Consider the following 19,427-nt stretch of genomic DNA (forward strand, 5'->3'; position numbering starts at 1 on the left):
CGCATTTAGCCGATTGCTTTAGGCAGCGCACAGGACCACTGCTAACGTTTCCATTATTCAAAGGTTTGCAAAGGAAAAGGAACTCTCTATGGAAACATGGGAACCTACACTATCCACCGGCCCGCTGCTGGGCATTGCGGTGGCCGCCATCGCCGTAATTTTGGTGCTGGTCATCTATTTCAAGCTCCACGCCTTCCTCACGCTACTGGTGGTCTCGGCGCTCACGGCGCTCGCTGCGGGCATTCCGCTCGAAGGCATCGTGCCCACCATGACAGAAAGCTTTAGCTCCACTCTGGGCTCGGTGGCACTGCTCGTAGGCTTGGGCGCCATGATCGGCCGGTTGGTGGAAGCCTCCGGTGGCGCCAAATCGCTTGCCGACGCCATGGTTCACCGCTTCGGCGAATCCAAGGCGCCCCTTGCACTCGGCCTGGCTTCGCTGATTATGGGCTTTCCCATCTTCTTCGACGCCGGCCTGATTGTGATGCTTCCGGTTATCTTCGCCGTTGCCCGCCGCTTGGACGGTCCGGTCCTAGCGTTTGGTCTGCCGGCCGCCGGCGCGTTTTCTGTCATGCACGTCTACCTGCCGCCGCACCCAGGTCCTGTGGCGGCGAGCGAGTTCTACGGCGCTGACCTCGGCCTCGTTCTGCTCGTCGGCCTGCTGCTTGCGCTTCCTACCTGGTATATCTCCGGCTACCGCTTCGGCCTGCTTTCCGGCAAGAAATTCCCCCTCAAAGTTACTGATGCCATCGCCGGCCCGGTGCTTTCTGAGGAAGAACAGCCGCTTAAGCCGGCCTCTGCCCCAACGGTGATTTGCCTCCTGCTCATCCCGATGGTCCTCATCTTCTTCAACACCGGCCTCAATGCCCTGGCGTCCTATGGCACCATCGATGCCGACGCCGCGTGGGTACGGTTCTTTGTCATGCTCGGCCAGACTCCTATCGCACTGCTCATCACGGTGCTGGTCGCGCTCGTGGTCCTGGGCCTGCGCCGCGGCGTGGACAAGACCGCGCTGGAAAAGCTCATTGATTCCTCGCTTGGCCCCATCTGTTCCGTCGTTCTCATCACCGGTGCCGGCGGCATGTTCGGCGGCGTTCTGCGCACTTCCGGCATTGGCGACGCCCTGGCCGATTCGCTTTCCGGCCTCGGCATCCCCGTTATCCTTGCCTGCTACCTCATCGCAGTGGCGCTGCGCCTAGCCCAAGGTTCGGCCACCGTGGCGCTAACCACAGCCGCCGCCCTCATGGTTCCCGCCGTGGAAGCCGGCGGATTCAATGAGCTGCAGCTCGCCCTCATCGTCGTGGCCACCGCCGCCGGTTCCGTCTTCGGCTCTCACGTCAACGACTCCGGCTTCTGGCTCGTCGGCCGCCTGATGGGCATGGATACGGTCACCACCCTGAAGACCTGGACGGTCAACCAAATTCTGATTTCCGTCATCGGCTTTGCCTTGGTCTTGGTGCTCTACGCAGTAGCAGCGCTCTTTTAGGCACCAGCCTTAATCCAAGCAGCAGCCTCTTGGGCAATCTCCTCGACTGGCCGCGTCACCTCAAAGACGCGGCCAGTTTCGTCTTCTTCCAGCGGCTCCAAGGTATCGAACTGCGACTGCAAGAGCGACGCCGGCATAAAGTGCCCCGACCGGTGCTGCATCCGCTCATGCAGCACATCAAAGTCACCGTGCACATGAACGAACGCCACGGCTGGGCAGTACTCGCGAATCAAATCCCGGTACTTCCGCTTCAGCGCGCTGCACCCCACCATTGCACCTTCTGGCCTATCCGCCAGCCACTGACCAATCTGCTTCAACCACGGCTCCCGGTCCGCATCATTGAGCGGTGTACCCGCAGCCATCTTGTCGATATTGGCCTGCGGGTGCATATCGTCGCCATCGCGGTACTCCAGACCTATCAACGGCGACAGCGCCTCCCCCACCGTTGTCTTTCCCGAGCCGGATACTCCCATCACTACGATGTGGCGGAAACAGTGCTGGTCCATGGTGGCTCCTTGGGTTGGGGTTCTTCCCCTCGAGTTTATCCTCCTGAGGTTCCCAATTGAGATGCGCCCATCCCCTGTGAATCGTTCTCCTACTATTATGAGAACGCCCCTGCTTTGACTTCTAAGGATGCTTTGATGAGTAACCGACAGCAATCTTTTTCCTGGAGAACCGTTCTTCCCGTCGTCTTAGAAACGATGCGGGGTACGTCAGAGGTCGCTTACCCTGAACTCTTTGAACACGTTCAAGAAATTGCTGAAGCGGACTTTCCAGGACAAGCTCACCGCCAGCTCAAAAGCCGATCAGTTGTGGAAGACCGAACCCGATGGGCGGTGTTCTACGCAAGGAAAATAGGGTTTGTCAGTTCCTCTAAGCCGGGATCCTTTTCCTTGACCGCCGAAGGCGCCAATTGGCTTGCTTCCAACCCATACCCTTTAGAAAAACATCAGATCCGAGAAATCGACGAGCTTATTTCTAAGGCGTATAAGCAGCGAGAAGTCGATTCGGGCCCACAAGAAGAACTTCCTGAAGAATCTAGTGCGGATTTTTTCTGGGTACTTCGCGCGGGCCGTAATGGTGAACGCGAAAAACAAGCTCTGGAGTCCAACTTAGGCATCCCAGGTATGGACTACGGCCCGGAGGTGAATAAGCAAAATACCTTGGACTCTATCAAGGCTGCGATGGTGCGAGAGCACCCAGATCTCAAAGCACAAACATCCACAAGCTACGCTTCTCAACTCAACCGGTTTAAAAACCAAATGCAGGTAGGCGACCTGGTTCTGATGCCGAGCAAGTTGCACAAAGGGCGAGTTTATTTTGGCTACGTCTCCGGCGATTACGAGTACCGCCCTCATGAGCCGAAAGAAATGCGGCACGTCCGACCGATCAACTGGTCAAGCGATTTCTTCAATCGCGATGACCTAGGAATAGACCTCCAACGATCTCTAACTTCACTGCTTACTATCTGCCAGGTTTCACGCAATCATGCTTACGACCGAGTAGAATCCGTCATCCAAGGCATGGGAGATCCTGAATTTTCCTCTGAGACTCCATTGTCACCGTCGTTTGACTGGCCGGAGTTTTTCGAAGAACTCGCCACCAAGCTACTCGCATTCAAAAATAACCGCGCGGAGCTACTCGAAAAGCTAAAAGAGACCGCTGAAATCTCAGGACGCCCGCTCCGGTTCAAGCACCTATGGAATTGGCACATAGATGATAAAGAAGTGCCCGCTACTGATATGGATCCTTTTACCATCCTCGGCGTTGCTAACCGGCAAATTTCGGCATCTAATAAGGTGGCAATTTGCCAAGCCTTTAAAACCGTCTTCGGAATTGAAGCCCCAGCACCAACGGATTTTTCGGGACTGCCCCAACTCAACAACTTACGCTCGTGCTTTGCTACGAAGCCGTCAGATGTTATTAATCTAGATTTTTGGGAGAATAGCTGGAGTCTTTTCGCTTCGGCCCTCGCGGTGAGCCAATCAGATACGCCCGAAAATCGAGCTCAGTTTATACACGATTTCGACGTGATGACCAAAGACCGCCAGATCACGGCATACACCATGGCATTGTTCTGGGCACGTCCCCGGTATTTCCTCACTTTCGATTCGGTCATCACCAAGTATCTTGCCCAAGACTCCGCGCTTGGAATCAATATTCAGAAAAATGTTTCGACGGGTAAAGATTATTTGCTTACGCTCGATGAAATCCGAGACTGGCTTACTACCGCCGAGATCGAACCGGCTAATTTTCCGAGATTGTCATATGAAGCTTGGGGTTTTAACCAAGAACCAACGGATGCTACTGCCCAAACCGTAGAGTCCTCGTCGGAAGAAGACCTGTATACCATTTCCGGACTTATCGAAGACGGCTGCTTTATCTCAAAAGACTATATCGAACTAATGCTGGAACGCCTGAAGGAGAAGAAGAACCTAATTCTCCAAGGCCCACCAGGTACAGGCAAGACTTGGCTTGCTCGCCGCTTAGCTTATGTCTTGTGTAAATCAGATGCGGAAGATGTCGTCACCTCCGTTCAATTCCATCCATCTACGTCTTATGAGGACTTCGTTCAGGGCTTTCGCCCCAGCAGTAATGGAAAGCTGGAATTGAAAGATGGACCGTTTCTCCAAGCTGTGGAAAAGGCTAAAGAGGACTCCAATCCACACGTAGTAGTGATTGAAGAGATTAACCGCGGCAATCCCGCGCAAATTTTTGGCGAGATGCTCACCCTCTTAGAAGCTGACAAGAGAAATCCAGAAAATGCACTCACCACGCTATATAGCCAGGAAGGGGAAGCAGTTTTCTTACCTGATAACTTCTTTGTTATCGGTACGATGAACCAGGCAGACCGATCCCTCGCCATGGTAGATATGGCTTTACGACGCAGGTTTGCCTTCATAAATCTCGAACCGCAGTTGGGTTCTACTTGGCGAAATTTCTGTGTTGCCCAACGTAACCGCAATGACCAAGCTCTCAGTGAAATCGCGCGAAGAATCGAAGAGGTTAATCAATTAATTCGAGACGATTTCAATCTCGGTGATGACTACCTAATCGGACACAGCTTTGTTACTCCACGCCGAAAGCTAGCAGACAGTTCTTTCGATGCAACTATGGAATGGTTTAACCAGGTAGTAGCCTCGGATCTCAAGCCGCTCATAGGAGAGTACTGGTTCGACAATCCTGCGAAGCGAGAGCAGGCTCTCAATGTCCTCATCGGCTAATTCGCTACAACCGGAAGACATATACGTTCCTATCCGTAGTGTATGGATGCTCCAGTTATACGCCTCGCAGTCTTTCGTTGATGGGCATATATCTAATTCCGCGGTGGAAGACGCAAGCGTTGAGCTTCCAGAGCTCATTGGAACAATGCTGTGTGACGCTGTAGAAAAGCGTTTCCGGAGAGAATTAAGCATCGGATTTACGCTGACCGAACGAAATATAACTCGGGTGCGAGGCCGAATTAACATGTACGAAACTGCCCGCCGCCAACTCCTTGAGAAGGGGCTTATTGCCTGTGAGTTCAATGAGCTCACCATCAACAGCGAAGTTAACCAATTCCTTCGATACGCCCTCGAATACGCAGCGCAACTACTGTCCAGCGTGGACAGTGACGCCAGTGCCCGACGGTGTAAGGTGCTTTCTCAAAGGCTTTCTCAAATGGGAATTTCCGAACCAAAGTCGACGGTATTTCCTCACTCCAAGCTATCCCCTGCAGACAAGAAACCAGTTGCCGTAGCTAGATTGCTTTTAGAATTTGCCGTCCCCACGCGCGGGGACGATGCCCTTTCTCAGTTCAGCAGAAAGCACTTCACGCAGCACGAGATCCGCAAGCTTTTCGAAAAAGCTCTATTTGGTCTGTTCCAACACCATCTCTGCCCTTTAGGTTGGAAAGTAAGTAGCGGCGAATGGCTGTACTGGAATGCTCAACAGGTGCCCAAAGAATTACCGAGCATGCAAACGGATATCATTTTGCAATCACCAGTAGGTGAAATTTCCGTTATCGATGCCAAGTTCACGCATATGCTCATTGAGAACCGAGTAGGAAACGAATCCTTAAAAAGCCCGCACCTTTATCAGCTTTACGCTTACTTACGCAGCCAAGAAACTCTCGGCGAAGAATGGAAAACCGCTAAGGGCATCATGCTCTATGCTTCTTCGGGCCGAAACCAACAGGATGAGACGATCTCATTCCTTCTCGACGGACACCCTGTAGCTTTCGCTAGCGTCGGTCTCGAGACCTCAATTCGCGAGTTTCGCCAGAAAGTGCTTCATCTTGTGGCCCCGAATCTCGAATTTCCCCAGAAAGAACCTCACGATATTCCTTAAAGAATCTCCAAGGTACGCAAGCCTAGAAGAGGTGAAACATAAGGGCCAAAGCAGCCACGTTGCCTCCTCTAACTGGTGGTTCAAGGGCGATAACGTGGCTGAAAGTTGGGTTCCCACGCAGCGGGGGCGCGGCAAAGATGTGACCTAGACGAGGTTCTTGAGGGCGTCGGTAACCAGCCGCCAGAAACCGGCGTGGTCGAGGGTGGTGGCGACTTGGGTGTGGCATGAGGCGTCGGCGGGCTCGCGTAGATCGGTGACGGTCATGCCGGTGGTAAGGGCGCCGGCGAGCTCGACGTGGACGGGTGCCTTGCGGGTCTGGACGATGTCCGGATCGATGAGGTAGGCGATGGTGCACGGGTCGTGAACCGGTGGGTTATCGAAGCCCTGGTTGGCCTGGTAGGCCTTGCGGAAGAAACCGAAGAGGCCCACGACGAACTCCGAGACAGGAGTATTTAATGCCTGGATCTCGGCTTCGACCTCTGGGGTGGCAAGCGCCTGGTGAGTGAGATCGAGGCCCACCATGGTGACGGGCCAGGGCTCTTCGAAGACGATGTGGGCGGCCTCAGGATCGATCTTGATATTGAATTCGGCGACTGGGGACCAATTGCCCTCGTGATAACCGCCGCCCATGAGGACGACTTCCTTGACGCGCTCGACGATGCGCGGCTCCTTGCGCGCGGCCATCGCGATATTGGTAAGCGGGCCGGTGGGCACCAGGGTGATGGTGTCGGGCTCATGGGACATGACGGTGTCGATGATGAAGTCGATAGCGTGGGCGTCGGCAAGCGCCGTGCTTGGCTCCGGAAGTTGGACGCCCTCGACGTCCATGCCGGTGGAGCCGTGGATAGCCTCGGCAACCTCGACGGGGCGCACGAGCGGGCGATCGCAGCCGGCATAAACCGGAACCTCCGGGTGCCCGGCGATTTCCTTGACCACCAGGGCATTGTGGGAGACCTTATCCAAGGTCTGATTGCCGCCGACGGTGGTAATGCCCAGCAGGTCGATGGTGGGGTTGCCCATCGCTAGGAGCAGGGCCACTGCGTCATCGTGGCCGGGGTCGCAGTCCAGAATGATTTTTCGCGTCATGCCACGAGCCTACTTTCGGGCGTTGACGGCCGCCACGGTGTCATCGATGGACTCTGGGCGAGGAATGAGGAAGGACAGGGCAAGAGCCGCAAGGAGAATAATGACGCCGGCGATCATGCCCGCGCGGTAGCCGTGCTCGAAGGAACCGGAAACCGCAAAGAGCACGGCGAAGGACAGGCCCGCGCCGAGGTTGAAGGCGCCGGCGTTCATGCCGGGAAGGTAGCCCTGGTTATCGGCCGGCGAGAGCACAATGCCCAGGCCGTTGAGCATGATGTTGGCAATGCCGGCGTAGGTTACGCCCAAGAAAATGGAGACGAAGAGCAGGGTCCATGCGTTCGGGGCGCCGACCACGAAGATGGAAATAATCAGGCCAACGACGGTGCCGATGAGGCCGGTCTGCAGGACGTACTTGTAGCCCAGCTTGGAGGCCATCCAACCGGCAATCGGGCCGAAGACCAGGCCGGCGAGGGCGTACGGGGTAAGGGTGACCCAGGAAATGGTGCTGGCGGAAATGCCGGCGCCGGCGTCCGTGTCCTGGCCGAGGTTCGGAATGAGGCCGTTCATTACGGCAAAGACGCCGGTCATGGTAAGCAGCGTGGTGGAAAGCAGTGCCCAGGTGCGGCGCTGCTTGAGGTAAGCCACCGGCACGAGCGGGTCGGCGACCTTCTTCTCCACGTTCCAGAAAGCCCAGAAGCCCGCGGCACCGATGAGAAGAAGGATAATGACGAGGAACCAATTGGCCTCCGCAAGCTTGCCGGCCTCGTTAAATGCGGTGAGAACGCAACCCAGCGCCACGGCCAGGGGCAGCACACCCGACCAGTCCATGCGCGGGGTTTCGGTGGCCGTGGATTCCTTGGTAAATACCTGCACTGCTACTACCGCGATGGCACAGAGTACTGCCATGGTCCAAAAGACCGAGCGGTAGCCAAAGTTACCCGCCAGCCAGCCGCCGGCCAGGGCGTCCACGCCCGCAATACCACCATTTACCGAGGTCACAATGCCCAGCAGCAGTGCATATTGCTTCTCATTGAGCACCTGCTGGCGCAGCATGATGAGGCAGAGCGGGACGGTCGGCCCGGCCACGCCCTGGATGATGCGGCCGATGAGCAGCACGGCTACGTTGGGCGCGACGGCGGAAGCCACGCAGCCCAGCGCAGCAACCGCCATCATGCCGACGAGGACCTTCCTGCGCCCGATAAGGTCACCCCAGCGCGGTAGGAAGAGCGAGAACAATGCCGCGGCCGTAAAGAAGGCTGTCTGTGTTAGGCCAATCTGTGCGGTGGTGGCACTCAGCTCATCCTCCATCGTTGCCAAGGCAGGCGAGAGCATCGACGCATTGAGCTGGAAGGCAAACACTGCCGCAAGCAGTGCGAACATCAATGGAATATAGGAGCTGGGCTGGAGCTTTGGCGGCTCGGAGGTGGTGGAAGTCATGGCTTTAAATGTAGTTGATGAATCCTGCGCTCCATAGTGGGGAGCGTGGCTCAATTGCTTGGCGTTGCGCAGTGGTTTGAGTTGCAATCGATGGGAACCGCTGTGTTCGCCGGATGGCATGCGTCTAGCCCAACGTAAAGGGGATAAGGCCTCTGGTCACCGTTACCGTTTGGCACATAACCCACGCACTTCCAGACTTTGCTGCTAGAACGTTCCTCTGATGTACGGTAGTAACATCTGCGTTCTTCTAATACATCGTGAGCGTCCTAGGACGCCGAGGTTGAAAGGACTTAGCTCCCGTTATGTCTACTGTTTCTGATCGCCTGCACCACGCCCAGCAGGAATTTAACGCGGTGATTGCCGTCATCCCGTTTGATGAGCACGCGGTGGAGGAATCGCCCACGCTTAATGGACAGCCGGTGGCGTTCAAGGACATCGTGGATGTGGCGTTCGTGCCTACCACCTGCGGCACCAATGTGGATGTGGGCCGCACCCCAATCGAGGATGCGCCGGTGGTGCAGCGCTTGACGGCGAAGGGTGCCCTGCCGGTGGCAAAGGCGAACCTGCAGGAGTTTTCCTATGGCATTTTGGGCGATGCCTCGGCTTATGGTCGCGTGATCAATCCGCGCGATCCGGAGGTGTGCGGCGGCGGATCGAGCTCCGGTTCGGCGGCGCTGGTAGCTTGCGGGGCGCTGCAGCTTACGGTGGGCTCCGATAGCGCCGGCTCGGTGCGCGTGCCGGCCGCATGCCAAGGCGTGCTGGGGTTCAAGCCCACCTTTGGGGTGATTCCGGTCGAAGGTGTCTTCCCCTTTGCCCCGAGCTTTGATTGCATTGGTTTCTTTGCCAGCTCGATTGACCTGATTGAGCAGGCTTTTATTGCCACTGCGGAGGAGGAACCGGCCGCAGCGCAGGACGTTTCTGCTGTTGATGTCACGGCGCTTAAGGCCAAGGGCGAGCGCTTCGCTAATCTGTTGGCGGCGCTGGAGCGATCGGACTTTGAGCTCACCGAAGGCGCGGACTTGGAAGAGACCATCGCCGCCACGGCCGAGCTCTACGAGCCGATGCGCTTGAAGGAGGTCTACGACGTCCACCGGCCGCTGCTGGACCAGCGCGATAAGTACCAGGACGTCATCCTGCAGCGCGTCCTGGGCGGGGAAAATATCAGCCAGGAAGATTACGACGCGGCCGCACGGGGCGTAGAGAAGCTGCGCGAAGACGCCCTTGCCCTGCTTGCCGACGCCCCCATTATCCTCACCCCTACCCTCGACTCCGGCCCCCTCAAGTGGTCCGATATCACCCCGGACAATACCGCGGAGTCGGCCGCGAGCCTGCGGCGGTGGACCGAGCCGTTCAATGTGCTCGGCTGGCCAGCCATTACGGTGCCGCTGCGCGGCGAAGAGGAAGAAGGCGTGGGTGATGCGGTGCAGGTCGTCGGCAAGCCGGGCGAGGACCTGACCGTCCTGCGCGTTGCCCGGGCCCTACGCGCTTTACTCTAAGCCCCTGCTAGAAGGGTCTTTTCCTGCGTGCGCGGCCGCCAATAGGCGGCCTCGACGGCGGTAAGTTCCTTGAAGTGCGCTGAGGTGAGCTCGTCCATCGCTTGGATATAGCCGGGAACCTCTTCGCGCGGCAGGCGCAACCCCATGGTCAGGTGCGGAGTCCAGCGCGGCCCGCGCCCGTCCGGGTTTGCGGCGCTGATTTTGCGCGCGGCGATTTCTAACTCGTCGGTAGTTTCCAGCAGCCAGGCCACCGTCTGTTTACGCTTGGTGCCAAAAATAACGTTTCCTACCCGCCGGAAATCCGCGGGGATAACGGCCGGCAGCAGCTGGGCCGCCAAGTCCACCACTTCCGGCTGCATGTGCGGCGAAAAGGTGACCGTAATGTGCGGGCGTTGCTGCTGGACGGGAAAGCCGCGCTCAGCAAGGCCGGCAAAGATGTCACGCACCTGATCTTCCTGCTTTTGCGGCAGGTAGAGCAAGATATTATCCGGCGATGCTTTACTCACGAGCGAGCGTTCCCCTTTCTATTGCGGAGTGCCTCCAGCGTACCGTTCATCACAATGAGCGAGAAGCCCCTTCCCCCTCATTAAAAAATCATTGCCACTTTGCAATGAGGGTTTTATAATGACGCCATGGGTTGGGATGCAATTAGCCTCCGTGAGGCACTTGAGCAGCTGCGGCTTTTTGGCGATGACCGCACGATGCTGGAATGTAAGCGCTCCTTCCTTCGCGCACCGCATGATTTGGCTCGCACCATATGTGCTTTTGCAAACATGCCAATGGGCGGTGACATCCTTTTGGGTGTCGATCAGAGCCTCAACTTTGCCGCCACCGGCGTCGCACACCCTGCACAGGTAGAAAAGGCTGTGGCGGACCAAGCAAGAACGCTAATAGAACCTGCGCCCCAGCTCTCTTTTACCCACATCAGCATCGATGAAGCGGTAGTAATCGCAGTGACGGTAGCGCCCCTTTCACCCATGCTTAAACCAGCCCGCATCAAAGGAGAGGCCTACCTACGGCAAGCGGATGACAATTATGTGATGGGTCCTAACGATTTGCGCATCCTCGAGGTAGCGGCACTCCACGCATCTGAGCAAGAATTTTATGACCAGCAGCCAGTGCCTGGCAGCGGCCTGCGGGACATGGATGAAAGCATTACGGCAGAGACGCTACGCGCAGCCCGCTCACGCAGTAGGCGCCTATCCACCATCGCGGAGGACAAGCGCCTCCTCGAGGTACTTGGCGCAACCGTAAACGGGCAACTGACCGTAGCCGGAAATTATGCTCTCGGCTTCTTGCCACAGGGAAAAATACCTGCCCTCGGGGTAACCGCGGCGGTGCAGCTTCCGCGGGAGCACGCCGCGCGCACGCGGAATCTCACCCATTTCGACGGCCCTCTACCCGCTCTCCTCGATGATGTGGTGGATTGGCTACGTGCCAATCTGCAGGCCGACCTGCGCTATGCGGAAAGCGGTCATATGGAAGAGATCCCGGAAATTCCGCCGGCCGCCCTTCGGGAGGCTGTAGCCAACGCGTTAGTGCACCGCGATTTAGGACCACACACGCGAGGCGTGGGAAAAAGAATTGAGGTTCGCATCACCCGGCAGGCAGTGATCATTACTAGCCCTGGTGGGCTGCGAGGGGTCTCGGTCTCCCAATTGACCAGCACCACCCTATCCAAAGCTGCAGTAAATCAGCGCCTTTATGAGCTTGCCAAACTAGTTCGCACCAGCGAAGGACACCCGGTCATTGAAGGCGAAGGCGGAGGCATCCGAGAGATGATTCGTGCCTGTTTAGATGCAGGCCTAGCTGCGCCGCGCCTTATAGATACTGGCACCGAGTTTCGTGTCATCTTCCCCCGCACCAGGCCTGATAGCCCGCATCGAGTTTCTGCCCGTCCCACGGTTAGAGCAGTGGAAGCCAACGTAGAGGACGAGCTTCGCCAGCTGGGCAAAAACGTTCCGCAAGTTTTTCACAGTATGCAGCTAGGCGCAGAGGCGGACTATGCTCCCGCCTTAAGCCTTCACGAGATCGCGGAACGCACCCAACTCAGTACCGGGCAAGCGCGCTACGCACTCAAGGCCTTGGAGAGGAAGGGCTGGATTGTCATGCGGGGCCAGCGTGGCTCGCAACGCACGACTTACCAGATCCGCAGAGAATAGACGCACCGGCTCTTGTGCCAACGCAAACGATTGCCGTTTAATGAGAACCATGAGCACTACAGAGTCATCGCCCCTCATCCTCGCCATCACGGCGTGTCCGACGGGCATCGCGCATACCTATATGGCGGCCGAGAACCTCGAGGCCGCAGCCCAAGAACTGGGCTACCGCATCAAGATTGAAACTCATGGTTCCATCGGCGTCGAGGGAGCCTTTAGCAAGCAAGACATCGAGGAAGCCGACGCCATTGTCATTGGTGCCGATACGGTCATTTCCAAGGACCGCTTCCATGGCAAGCGCCTCGAGGCCACCGGTGTGGACGAGGCCATCAAACACCCGAAGGAACTGCTCAGCAGGTCCTTGAGCGCCTCGCGCTGGGAGGGCTCTTCCGAGAAGACGGAGGAAGAGACGCCTCGCAAGAATAGCGTGGGTCAAACCTTGTACAAAGCACTGATGAACGGCGTCTCGCACATGATCCCGTTCGTGGTGACCGGTGGTCTGCTCATTGCGGTCGCCCTCTCCATCGGCGGCACGCCCACGCCTGAGGGCATGGCGATTCCGGAAGATAGCTTCTGGAACACGGTCAATGAGCTGGGCGCCCTGGCGTTCTCACTGATGGTCCCAGTCCTCTCCGGCTACATTGCGGTGGGCATCGCGGATCGCCCGGGCCTTGCCCCTGGCCTTATCACCGGCCTCATTGCCACCACCGGCTCGCTTTACGGTTCTGAGGCGGGCGCCGGATTCTTGGGCGGCATTGTCACCGGTATTTTGTCCGGCTATGTGGCTCTTGCTATTAAGAAGATTCCGGTGCACAAGTTCATCGCACCGATTTGGCCCATCATCGTCATCCCGATTTTCACCACGCTCATCGTGGGCCTCATCTTCATTTTGCTCATTGGCGCGCCGGTCTCGGCCGCGTTCGAGGCAATGACCGACTATCTCGCTGGAATGCAGGGCTCCTCCGTCATCGTGCTGGGCCTTATCCTGGGCGCCATGATCGCTTTCGATATGGGTGGTCCTTTCAATAAAACGGCCTTCCTCTTCGGCGGCGGCATGATCGCGGCCGGCAATGCGGCGCCGATGGGCATGGCGGCATGTGCGATTGCCGTACCTCCCCTCGCCGTGGGCGTAGCGACGCTCCTGCGCCGCCGCTGGTTTACCAAGGCCGAAAATGATGCGGGCATCGCCGCATTGTTCATGGGATTCTTCGGCATTACCGAGGGCGCCATTCCGCTCGCGGCTGCACGCCCGCTACAGGTCATCCCCGCCAATGTTGCCGGTGGTGCCGTAGCCGGTGCGCTCGCCGGTCTTTTCGGTGCACAAGACCACGTCATGCACGGCGGCCCGATCGTCGCGGTGCTCGGCGCGGTAGATAACGTCGTTGGCTTCTTTATCGCCATGCTTGCCGGCATCGTTGTTTGCGCTGGACTTATTCTCCTGCTGGTGGGATTGACGCAGCGCAAGGATAAGCCACTTGTTGCAGTCGATACGATTAGCCTCGATAAAGATTTGGGTTCTTCTAGCGAAGAGGTCATTCGCTCCATGGTGAAGCTCACCTCCGCGCGCATGTCTGATGCCGAGGCGGTCGCTAGCGCCGCATTGAAGCGCGAATCTACCCGTTCCACTGGTGTGGGTCACGGCGTGGCCATTCCGCACGCTCGGTCTGCCGGAGTGAAGGTACCAACGCTCGCCTTCGCCCGCCTGCCGCACGGCGTCACGTGGGCAGAGGGTGAGGACCCGACCACCTTGGCCTTCCTTATTGCTGTTCCGGATAACGCTGGAAAGCAGCACCTCAAGCTGCTGTCCAAGCTGGCGCGCAACATCATGAAGGAGGACTTCCGCGCTCAGCTCCACGGTGCGAAGACGCGCAAGGAAGCCGCAGACATCATTTCAAAGGTGCTCTCCCCTGCACCATCCACTGACAAGGCGGCCTCAACCACCCCGGCCTAAATTGTCTTGTAGCTACTAGCGCTCAGCGGTTATCCCCGCTGGGCGCTTTTCTTTTGCCAACACCGCGCAGGAATGGGGCGGATCGGGCGGTGTCGCGGGAGGGGCAGCGGTAGCGCGGCAGGTTCAAGCGAGACCCGGCATCACCTTGATGCTCTCTTACGATCCTTAGACAGCCAGAAATACACAAGGTTTCTCATAGGCTCTATCAAGAAAATGGCTAGCTTTGCCAGCAACGAACTTAAAACAAGGGCCGTATACCTTAAAACAATCTCATTTCTCTGGGAACCTGAGATATTGGTTGAAATCTACCCCCGTGGGGGCGGGGGGCTGAGCGCCATCACTAAGGGAATTTAGGGGTTTCCTAACTCAAATCGAGAAATAACTAAGAGGCAATTAGTTTTGCGCGAAATCAACTTCATGAATCCTAATATTTGCTGGTCAACTGGCTTTTTCCCGGGTGGAATTGATTAACTTTTAAGTGAAGGGGAACGGAAGTTAGCCGTTAACACTCCAAGATCCCCGCCCTATAGATTCCCGCTAGGTCCCAGTAGAAAGGTACCGTTCATGTTTACCCCCAAAGTTCACTTCTCCGCCAAGAAGTTCGTCGCTCCTGCACTCGCAGCAGCCGTCGCACTCGGTGTTGGCGTAGCCCCTGCAGAGGCATCGAGCTCTTTGAGCAGCTTCGGTCGCGTGAACCTTCCGGTACCCTCCGTCAACCTGCCTGCCGCTCCGGCTGCCGCTGCAAAGCCAGTTGCTCCGGCCTCCAACCGCGTACAGAGCATCATCAATCACACCAACGCTTACCGCCGGGCACACGGCCTGCGCCCGGTTCGCGCCAACGCCGCACTCAATGGACTGGCTCAGGATTGGGCCAACCAGCTGGTTCGCGCCAATAAGCTCAGCCACCGCCCACAGCACTGGAACTACTACCCTTCCAATATCCCGGCCGGCGGCGAGAACGTACTGCAGGCATGGAGCGACTACTCCGATGCACAGCTGGTTAAGCTCTGGTACGAATCCCCGGGCCACCGCAAGATCATGCTCGACCCGCGTGCCAAGACCATCGGCGTTGGTGTTGCCGTCAACTCTGAGGGCAAGCTCTACGCTGTCCAGAACTACGGCCGCTAAAGATTTCACAAGCTAGGGCCTTCGGGCCCTTGGGCTCTAGCGGGCCACGCCGCCTCCTCCCGGACCTCTTACCCGGGGCGGGGCGGTTTTCTCGTACCTAGGTGGGGGTGCGCACGCGGGTAAATGAAACGTAACCGCCTTCACAAATGGCAGTGGCGAGGGTTACACTTAATGACATTCGAATTGTTCAACAATCTTAAGGACGGTGTTGAATGTCCTCGCTCCATATCGATCTCAATGCGGATTTGGGAGAGACTACTGCAGGCAACCCGGTCGCAGATGACGCGGCAATGCTGGAGATGGTGTCCTCCGCAAACGTGGCCACCGGCTTCCATGCGGGCGACCCGCACTCGATTGCCTGCACCCTCAAGGCGGCAGCAGAAGCAGGCGTGACCGTAGGCGCGCACGTGGGTTATAACGACGCCGCGGGTTTCGGCCGCCGTTTTATCGATTACAACCCGGACGAGCTTGCAGACGAGGTGACCTACCAAATTGGCGCGCTCGACGCTTTGGCCCGCGCCAATGGCACCAAGGTTTCCTATGTGAAGCCACACGGTGCGATGTATAACGCAATCGTGAAAGATGAGGCGCAAGCAGAAGCCGTCATCAAGGGCATTAAGACCTTCGGAGGCTTGCCGGTGATGTTACTGCCAGGGGGTGTAGCGGTGGACGTCGCCAAGCGCAGCGGGCTTAACGTCATCCGTGAGGCTTTTGCGGACCGCAACTACAACCCCGATGGCACGCTGGTCTCGCGCAAGGAAGCCAATGCGGTGCTTGGCAGTGCCGATGAGGTGGTGCAGCGAGTTCTTGAGGTGGCGCAGACCGGGTCGATTACGGCCGTGGATGGCACGAAGTTAGAGGTGGATGCGCAATCCGTATGCACCCACGGCGATTCGCCCGGCGCGGTGAAGCTGCTGCGCGGCGTGGTGGAGCGCCTGCGGGAAGAAGGCATCGAGATTCGGAGCTTTATCTAATGCACATTAATTTTGTGGGCACGCGCGCGTTGCTCATTGACCTGGATGGATTGAACCAGGTGATGGATTGGCACGCGGCGCTTTCTGCCAAGCCGTTGAAGAATCAGGTGGACTGCATCGCGGCCGCCACCACCCTGCTGCTGACGTTTGAAGCGCCGGATTCGGCGCGCGATGCAGCGGAATTCCTGCAGGACTTCTCCCCTGCCGCCGCGACGGCTGCGGAGGCCCGAACGGTAGAAATCGATGTGCTCTATGACGGCGAGGATGTGGACGAGGCCGCGGACCTGCTGGGCCTTTCGCGCGAGGCGCTCATTGACTGGCATACCTCTACCGAGTGGACCGCGGCTTTCGGTGGCTTTGCCCCGGGCTTTACCTACTGTGCGCCGTCGGAGCCCTCCCAGGCGCGAGCGGTGCCCCGCCGCTCCAGTCCCCGTACCGCGGTGCCGGCCGGTGCTGTAGGTATCGCGGGTGAGTTTTCCGCGGTGTACCCGCGCGTTTCCCCGGGCGGCTGGCAGCTTTTGGGCACCACCAATACGCCGATGTGGGATTCCAATGCCAACCCGCCGGCGCTGGTACAGCCGGGCGACCGCGTGCGCTATCGCAGCGTGGATAAGCTGCCTGAGCTTGTTGATCACTCTGCCCGCTCGAAGCGCGCCCCTGCCCGCTTGCCGCGCATGGAGGTTATCGATGCCGGCCTGCTCACCCTCTACCAAGACCTGGGCCGCCCCGGTGTGGGCGATCTCGGCGTGACTCCCTCCGGTGCTGCCGACCGCGCCGCCGCCGCGACCGCCAATGTGGCCGTGGGCAACCCGCGCGGGGCAACGGTGCTGGAGAATATCGGCGGCATTAAGCTCCACGCGCTCACCGATACCGTCATTTGCGTCACCGGCGCTACCGCGCGTGTGCGCCTCGGCGAGATGCCGGTTCACCTCGCCCGCCCAGTGCTGGTCACGGCCGGGCACACCGTCTCGGTGGATCCTGCAACGGTAGGCATGCGCAATTACGTGGCCATCCGCGGCGGCATCATCGCCGAATCCGAGCTTGGCTCCGCGGCCACCGACGTCCTTTCTGGCCTTGGCCCGGACCCGGTCACCACCGGCGATGTCATCGGCGTGCTACCGCGCTCTACCGGCATGACCGACGCCCAGCTGGCTAACCCACTGCGCGTGCGTGAAAGCTCCGACGGCAAGACCCGCGCCACCTTGCGCTGCGTGCTCGGACCCCGTGATGACTGGTTTGGCGATAATGTCTCCGCCTTCCTAGATACCGAATGGACCGTCACCTCGGACTCCAACCGCGTGGGCCTGCGCCTCGATGGCGAAGAGCCGATTGAACGCGTTAAAGACGGCGAGCTCCCCTCTGAGGGCATGGTCGCCGGATCGATCCAAATCCCGCCCAATGGCAAGCCCGTAGTCTTCCTGCGCGATCATGCCGTGACCGGCGGCTACCCCGTTATCGCTACCGTCTTGGAAGAAGATATTGATATCGCCGCGCAGCTGCCACCCGGCGCGCGCGTGAACTTTGAACTCGTAGCACCCCAAGCCTTGAACACTGGAGATAAGAATGCAGATTAAGACCGTCCTCATTGCTAACCGCGGCGAGATTGCCGTGCGTATCGCCCGCGTCGCCCGCGACCTGGGCATTAAGTCCATCGCCATTTACTCCGAAGCGGACGCAGGTGCCCTGCATACCCAGGTAGCCGATGAAGCTTATGCGCTGCCGGGCAATACCGCGGCCGATACCTACATGAACGTGCCCGCGCTACTCGATATCGCGGTGCGCGCCGGTGCCGATGCCATCCACCCGGGCTACGGCTTCTTGTCCGAAAACGCCGACTTTGCCCGCACGGTTACCGAGGCCGGCATGATCTGGATTGGCCCTTCCCCGGAGTCCATCGAGTTGCTCGGTGACAAGATCGCTGCGCGCCGCGTGGCCGAGGAGGTCGGCGCGCCGCTGGCACCGGGTACCTCCGATCCCATCGATGACTGGCAGGAGGCCCGCGCCTTCGCCGAAGAGCATGGCCTGCCCATTGCCATCAAGGCCGCTTATGGCGGCGGCGGACGCGGCTTGAAGGTCGTGGACAATATGGAAGAAATTGAGGGCGCGTTCAACTCCGCCGGCCGCGAGGCCATGGAGGCTTTCGGCCGCGCCGAGTGCTACGTGGAGAAGTTCCTCACCCACCCACGCCACGTCGAGGCCCAGGTGCTGGCCGATACGCACGGCAATGTGCGCGTGCTCGGCACCCGCGATTGCTCCACCCAGCGCCGCTTCCAAAAGCTCATTGAGGAGGCTCCAGCGCCCGCGCTTTCCGACGCCCAACGCAACGGCATCATCGAAGGCGCGCGCTCCATTTGCTCCAAGGTGGGCTACACCGGCGCCGGCACCGTGGAATACATCGTTTCCGAGGACGGCACCATTTCCTTCCTCGAGGTCAATACCCGCGTCCAGGTCGAACACCCAGTTACCGAGGTAGTCACCGGCACCGATATCATCGCCGAGCAGTTCCGCATCGCGGCCGGCGAGCCGCTGTCCTTCGATGAGGATCCGCAGTCCCACGGTCACGCTTTTGAGTTCCGTATCAATGCCGAGGACATCCTCAATGGCTTCGCCCCGTGCCCCGGCACCATCGTCTCCTTCGAGCCGCCCACCGGCCCGGGCATCCGCGTGGATTCCGCGGTGCGCTCTGGCTCTATCATCCCGCCGTACTATGACTCCCTGATTGCCAAGCTCGTGGTGTGGGGCCCAACCCGCGAGATCGCTCTGGCTCGCGCCCGCTTTGCCCTGCGCGAGTTCACCGTCACCGGCGTGCGCACCGTGCTGCCGTTCCACCGCGACATGATGGATGAGCCTGCACTCATCGGCACCGCCGCCCCGGCAGACGATGCCGCTGCCGCCGGCGCCTCCGAGATTGGCGTATTTACTGACTGGGTGGATCACAACTACCGCCCGTCTGCCACCAACCAGGTGGAAAAGGTCGAGGCCATCTACACCCAGCGCCGCAATGTGGCCGTAGAAATCGACGGCAAGCTGGTCAACGTCGGCGTCCCCGTGGACTTCCTCGCTGCGCCGGGCGCCGCCTCAGCTGGTGGTTCTGCCTCCACCGCGCCGTCTTCGGCCGGCGCGCAGTCCACCGATGACAATGCGGTCACCTCCCCGTTCGAGGCCAACCTCGTGGCCTGGAACGTTGCGGACGGCGATACCGTGGCCGAGGGCGATGCCATCGCCACCGTCGAGGCCATGAAGATGGAATCGGCCATCAAGGCTCCGCGCGGCGGTACCATCAAGCTCCTGGCCGCAGAAGGTGACCGTCTGGATTCCTCCAAGGTCATCGCGACCATCGATTAGCGCTCGCGCCATCGTTATGCACCCCATCTTCAATGTGAGGTG

14 protein-coding genes are annotated in these 19,427 nt (G+C 58.9%); 10 read left to right on the forward strand and 4 right to left on the reverse strand.

Going from position 1 to position 19,427, the window contains the following annotated elements; all coding sequences use genetic code 11:
* The first annotated feature begins 88 nt into the window (after positions 1-88).
* A complete protein-coding gene (locus tag CORTU0001_RS00835) occupies positions 89-1,483 on the forward strand; it encodes a GntP family permease (protein ID WP_005326645.1) in 1,395 nt (464 codons plus the stop codon).
* Here CORTU0001_RS00835 and CORTU0001_RS00840 read toward each other — a convergent pair.
* Positions 1,480-1,989: a gluconokinase gene (locus CORTU0001_RS00840; RefSeq protein WP_005326647.1), complete on the reverse strand. Its 510-nt coding sequence runs from the start codon at positions 1,987-1,989 to the stop codon at positions 1,480-1,482. The genes CORTU0001_RS00835 and CORTU0001_RS00840 overlap by 4 nt on opposite strands.
* A gap of 135 nt (positions 1,990-2,124) precedes the next feature.
* On the opposite strand from CORTU0001_RS00840, the gene CORTU0001_RS00845 reads away from it, so the two are divergent.
* Together CORTU0001_RS00845 and CORTU0001_RS00850 are read left to right on the forward strand one after the other, a co-directional pair.
* Positions 2,125-4,707 carry an AAA family ATPase gene (locus tag CORTU0001_RS00845; protein ID WP_005326649.1) on the forward strand — a complete coding sequence of 861 codons (2,583 nt, stop codon included), beginning with the start codon at positions 2,125-2,127 and terminating at the stop codon, positions 4,705-4,707.
* Positions 4,708-4,753: 46 nt separating this feature from the next.
* On the forward strand, positions 4,754-5,812 hold the full coding sequence (locus tag CORTU0001_RS00850; protein WP_244262071.1) for a 5-methylcytosine restriction system specificity protein McrC: 1,059 nt from the start codon (positions 4,754-4,756) through the stop codon (positions 5,810-5,812).
* Positions 5,813-5,956: 144 nt separating this feature from the next.
* On the opposite strand, the gene uriH is transcribed toward CORTU0001_RS00850, so the two are convergent.
* Both uriH and uriT read right to left on the reverse strand, forming a co-directional pair.
* A complete protein-coding gene (uriH, locus tag CORTU0001_RS00855) occupies positions 5,957-6,898 on the reverse strand; it encodes a uridine-preferring nucleoside hydrolase UriH (RefSeq protein WP_005326655.1) in 942 nt (313 codons plus the stop codon).
* Between the two features lie 9 nt (positions 6,899-6,907).
* A complete protein-coding gene (gene uriT, locus CORTU0001_RS00860) occupies positions 6,908-8,332 on the reverse strand; it encodes a uridine transporter UriT (protein WP_034667834.1) in 1,425 nt (474 codons plus the stop codon).
* 302 nt (positions 8,333-8,634) lie between these two features.
* Here uriT and CORTU0001_RS00865 point away from each other — a divergent pair, with 302 nt between their 5' ends.
* On the forward strand, positions 8,635-9,828 hold the full coding sequence (locus tag CORTU0001_RS00865) for an amidase (protein ID WP_005326659.1): 1,194 nt from the start codon (positions 8,635-8,637) through the stop codon (positions 9,826-9,828).
* On the opposite strand, the gene CORTU0001_RS00870 is transcribed toward CORTU0001_RS00865, so the two are convergent.
* Positions 9,825-10,334 (reverse strand): 2'-5' RNA ligase family protein, encoded by a 510-nt coding sequence (locus CORTU0001_RS00870; RefSeq protein WP_005322490.1) that lies wholly within the window; start codon positions 10,332-10,334, stop codon positions 9,825-9,827. The two genes, CORTU0001_RS00865 and CORTU0001_RS00870, sit on opposite strands and share 4 nt — an antisense overlap.
* 126 nt (positions 10,335-10,460) lie before the next feature.
* Between CORTU0001_RS00870 and CORTU0001_RS00875 the strand changes: the two genes are divergently transcribed.
* The 6 genes from CORTU0001_RS00875 (at position 10,461) to CORTU0001_RS00900 (ending at position 19,385) form a co-directional block, all read left to right on the forward strand.
* Complete coding sequence (locus CORTU0001_RS00875) at positions 10,461-11,990, forward strand: ATP-binding protein (RefSeq protein WP_005326661.1); 1,530 nt, start codon at positions 10,461-10,463, stop codon at positions 11,988-11,990.
* A 40-nt stretch (positions 11,991-12,030) separates the two neighbouring features.
* On the forward strand, positions 12,031-13,938 hold the full coding sequence (locus tag CORTU0001_RS00880; protein ID WP_050776565.1) for a fructose-specific PTS transporter subunit EIIC: 1,908 nt from the start codon (positions 12,031-12,033) through the stop codon (positions 13,936-13,938).
* 564 nt (positions 13,939-14,502) lie between these two features.
* Positions 14,503-15,066, forward strand: a complete 564-nt coding sequence (locus CORTU0001_RS00885; protein ID WP_005326665.1) for a CAP domain-containing protein — start codon at positions 14,503-14,505, stop codon at positions 15,064-15,066.
* A 212-nt stretch (positions 15,067-15,278) separates the two neighbouring features.
* Complete coding sequence (locus CORTU0001_RS00890; RefSeq protein WP_005326667.1) at positions 15,279-16,040, forward strand: LamB/YcsF family protein; 762 nt, start codon at positions 15,279-15,281, stop codon at positions 16,038-16,040.
* Complete coding sequence (locus CORTU0001_RS00895; protein ID WP_005326669.1) at positions 16,040-17,614, forward strand: 5-oxoprolinase subunit B/C family protein; 1,575 nt, start codon at positions 16,040-16,042, stop codon at positions 17,612-17,614. The genes CORTU0001_RS00890 and CORTU0001_RS00895 overlap by 1 nt, the downstream gene beginning before the upstream one ends.
* The gene (locus CORTU0001_RS00900) at positions 17,604-19,385 is read left to right on the forward strand and encodes an acetyl/propionyl/methylcrotonyl-CoA carboxylase subunit alpha (RefSeq protein WP_005326671.1); all 1,782 of its coding nucleotides are present in this window, start codon (positions 17,604-17,606) and stop codon (positions 19,383-19,385) included. Before CORTU0001_RS00895 ends, CORTU0001_RS00900 begins: the two co-directional genes overlap by 11 nt.
* The last annotated feature ends 42 nt before the right edge of the window (positions 19,386-19,427 follow it).

The organism is Corynebacterium tuberculostearicum SK141, from assembly GCF_000175635.1.
Lineage (GTDB): Bacteria > Actinomycetota > Actinomycetes > Mycobacteriales > Mycobacteriaceae > Corynebacterium > Corynebacterium tuberculostearicum_C.

What these genes read in the sequence shown, in the direction of transcription:
- CORTU0001_RS00835 (WP_005326645.1), top strand. Translation starts at nt 89, where the DNA reads ATGGAAACATGGGAACCTACACTATCCACCGGCCCGCTGCTGGGCATT.
- CORTU0001_RS00840 (WP_005326647.1), bottom strand. Translation starts at nt 1,989, where the DNA reads ATGGACCAGCACTGTTTCCGCCACATCGTAGTGATGGGAGTATCCGGC.
- CORTU0001_RS00845 (WP_005326649.1), top strand. Translation starts at nt 2,125, where the DNA reads ATGAGTAACCGACAGCAATCTTTTTCCTGGAGAACCGTTCTTCCCGTC.
- CORTU0001_RS00850 (WP_244262071.1), top strand. Translation starts at nt 4,754, where the DNA reads ATGCTCCAGTTATACGCCTCGCAGTCTTTCGTTGATGGGCATATATCT.
- uriH (WP_005326655.1), bottom strand. Translation starts at nt 6,898, where the DNA reads ATGACGCGAAAAATCATTCTGGACTGCGACCCCGGCCACGATGACGCA.
- uriT (WP_034667834.1), bottom strand. Translation starts at nt 8,332, where the DNA reads ATGACTTCCACCACCTCCGAGCCGCCAAAGCTCCAGCCCAGCTCCTAT.
- CORTU0001_RS00865 (WP_005326659.1), top strand. Translation starts at nt 8,635, where the DNA reads ATGTCTACTGTTTCTGATCGCCTGCACCACGCCCAGCAGGAATTTAAC.
- CORTU0001_RS00875 (WP_005326661.1), top strand. Translation starts at nt 10,461, where the DNA reads ATGGGTTGGGATGCAATTAGCCTCCGTGAGGCACTTGAGCAGCTGCGG.
- CORTU0001_RS00880 (WP_050776565.1), top strand. Translation starts at nt 12,031, where the DNA reads ATGAGAACCATGAGCACTACAGAGTCATCGCCCCTCATCCTCGCCATC.
- CORTU0001_RS00885 (WP_005326665.1), top strand. Translation starts at nt 14,503, where the DNA reads ATGTTTACCCCCAAAGTTCACTTCTCCGCCAAGAAGTTCGTCGCTCCT.
- CORTU0001_RS00890 (WP_005326667.1), top strand. Translation starts at nt 15,279, where the DNA reads ATGTCCTCGCTCCATATCGATCTCAATGCGGATTTGGGAGAGACTACT.
- CORTU0001_RS00895 (WP_005326669.1), top strand. Translation starts at nt 16,040, where the DNA reads ATGCACATTAATTTTGTGGGCACGCGCGCGTTGCTCATTGACCTGGAT.
- CORTU0001_RS00900 (WP_005326671.1), top strand. Translation starts at nt 17,604, where the DNA reads ATGCAGATTAAGACCGTCCTCATTGCTAACCGCGGCGAGATTGCCGTG.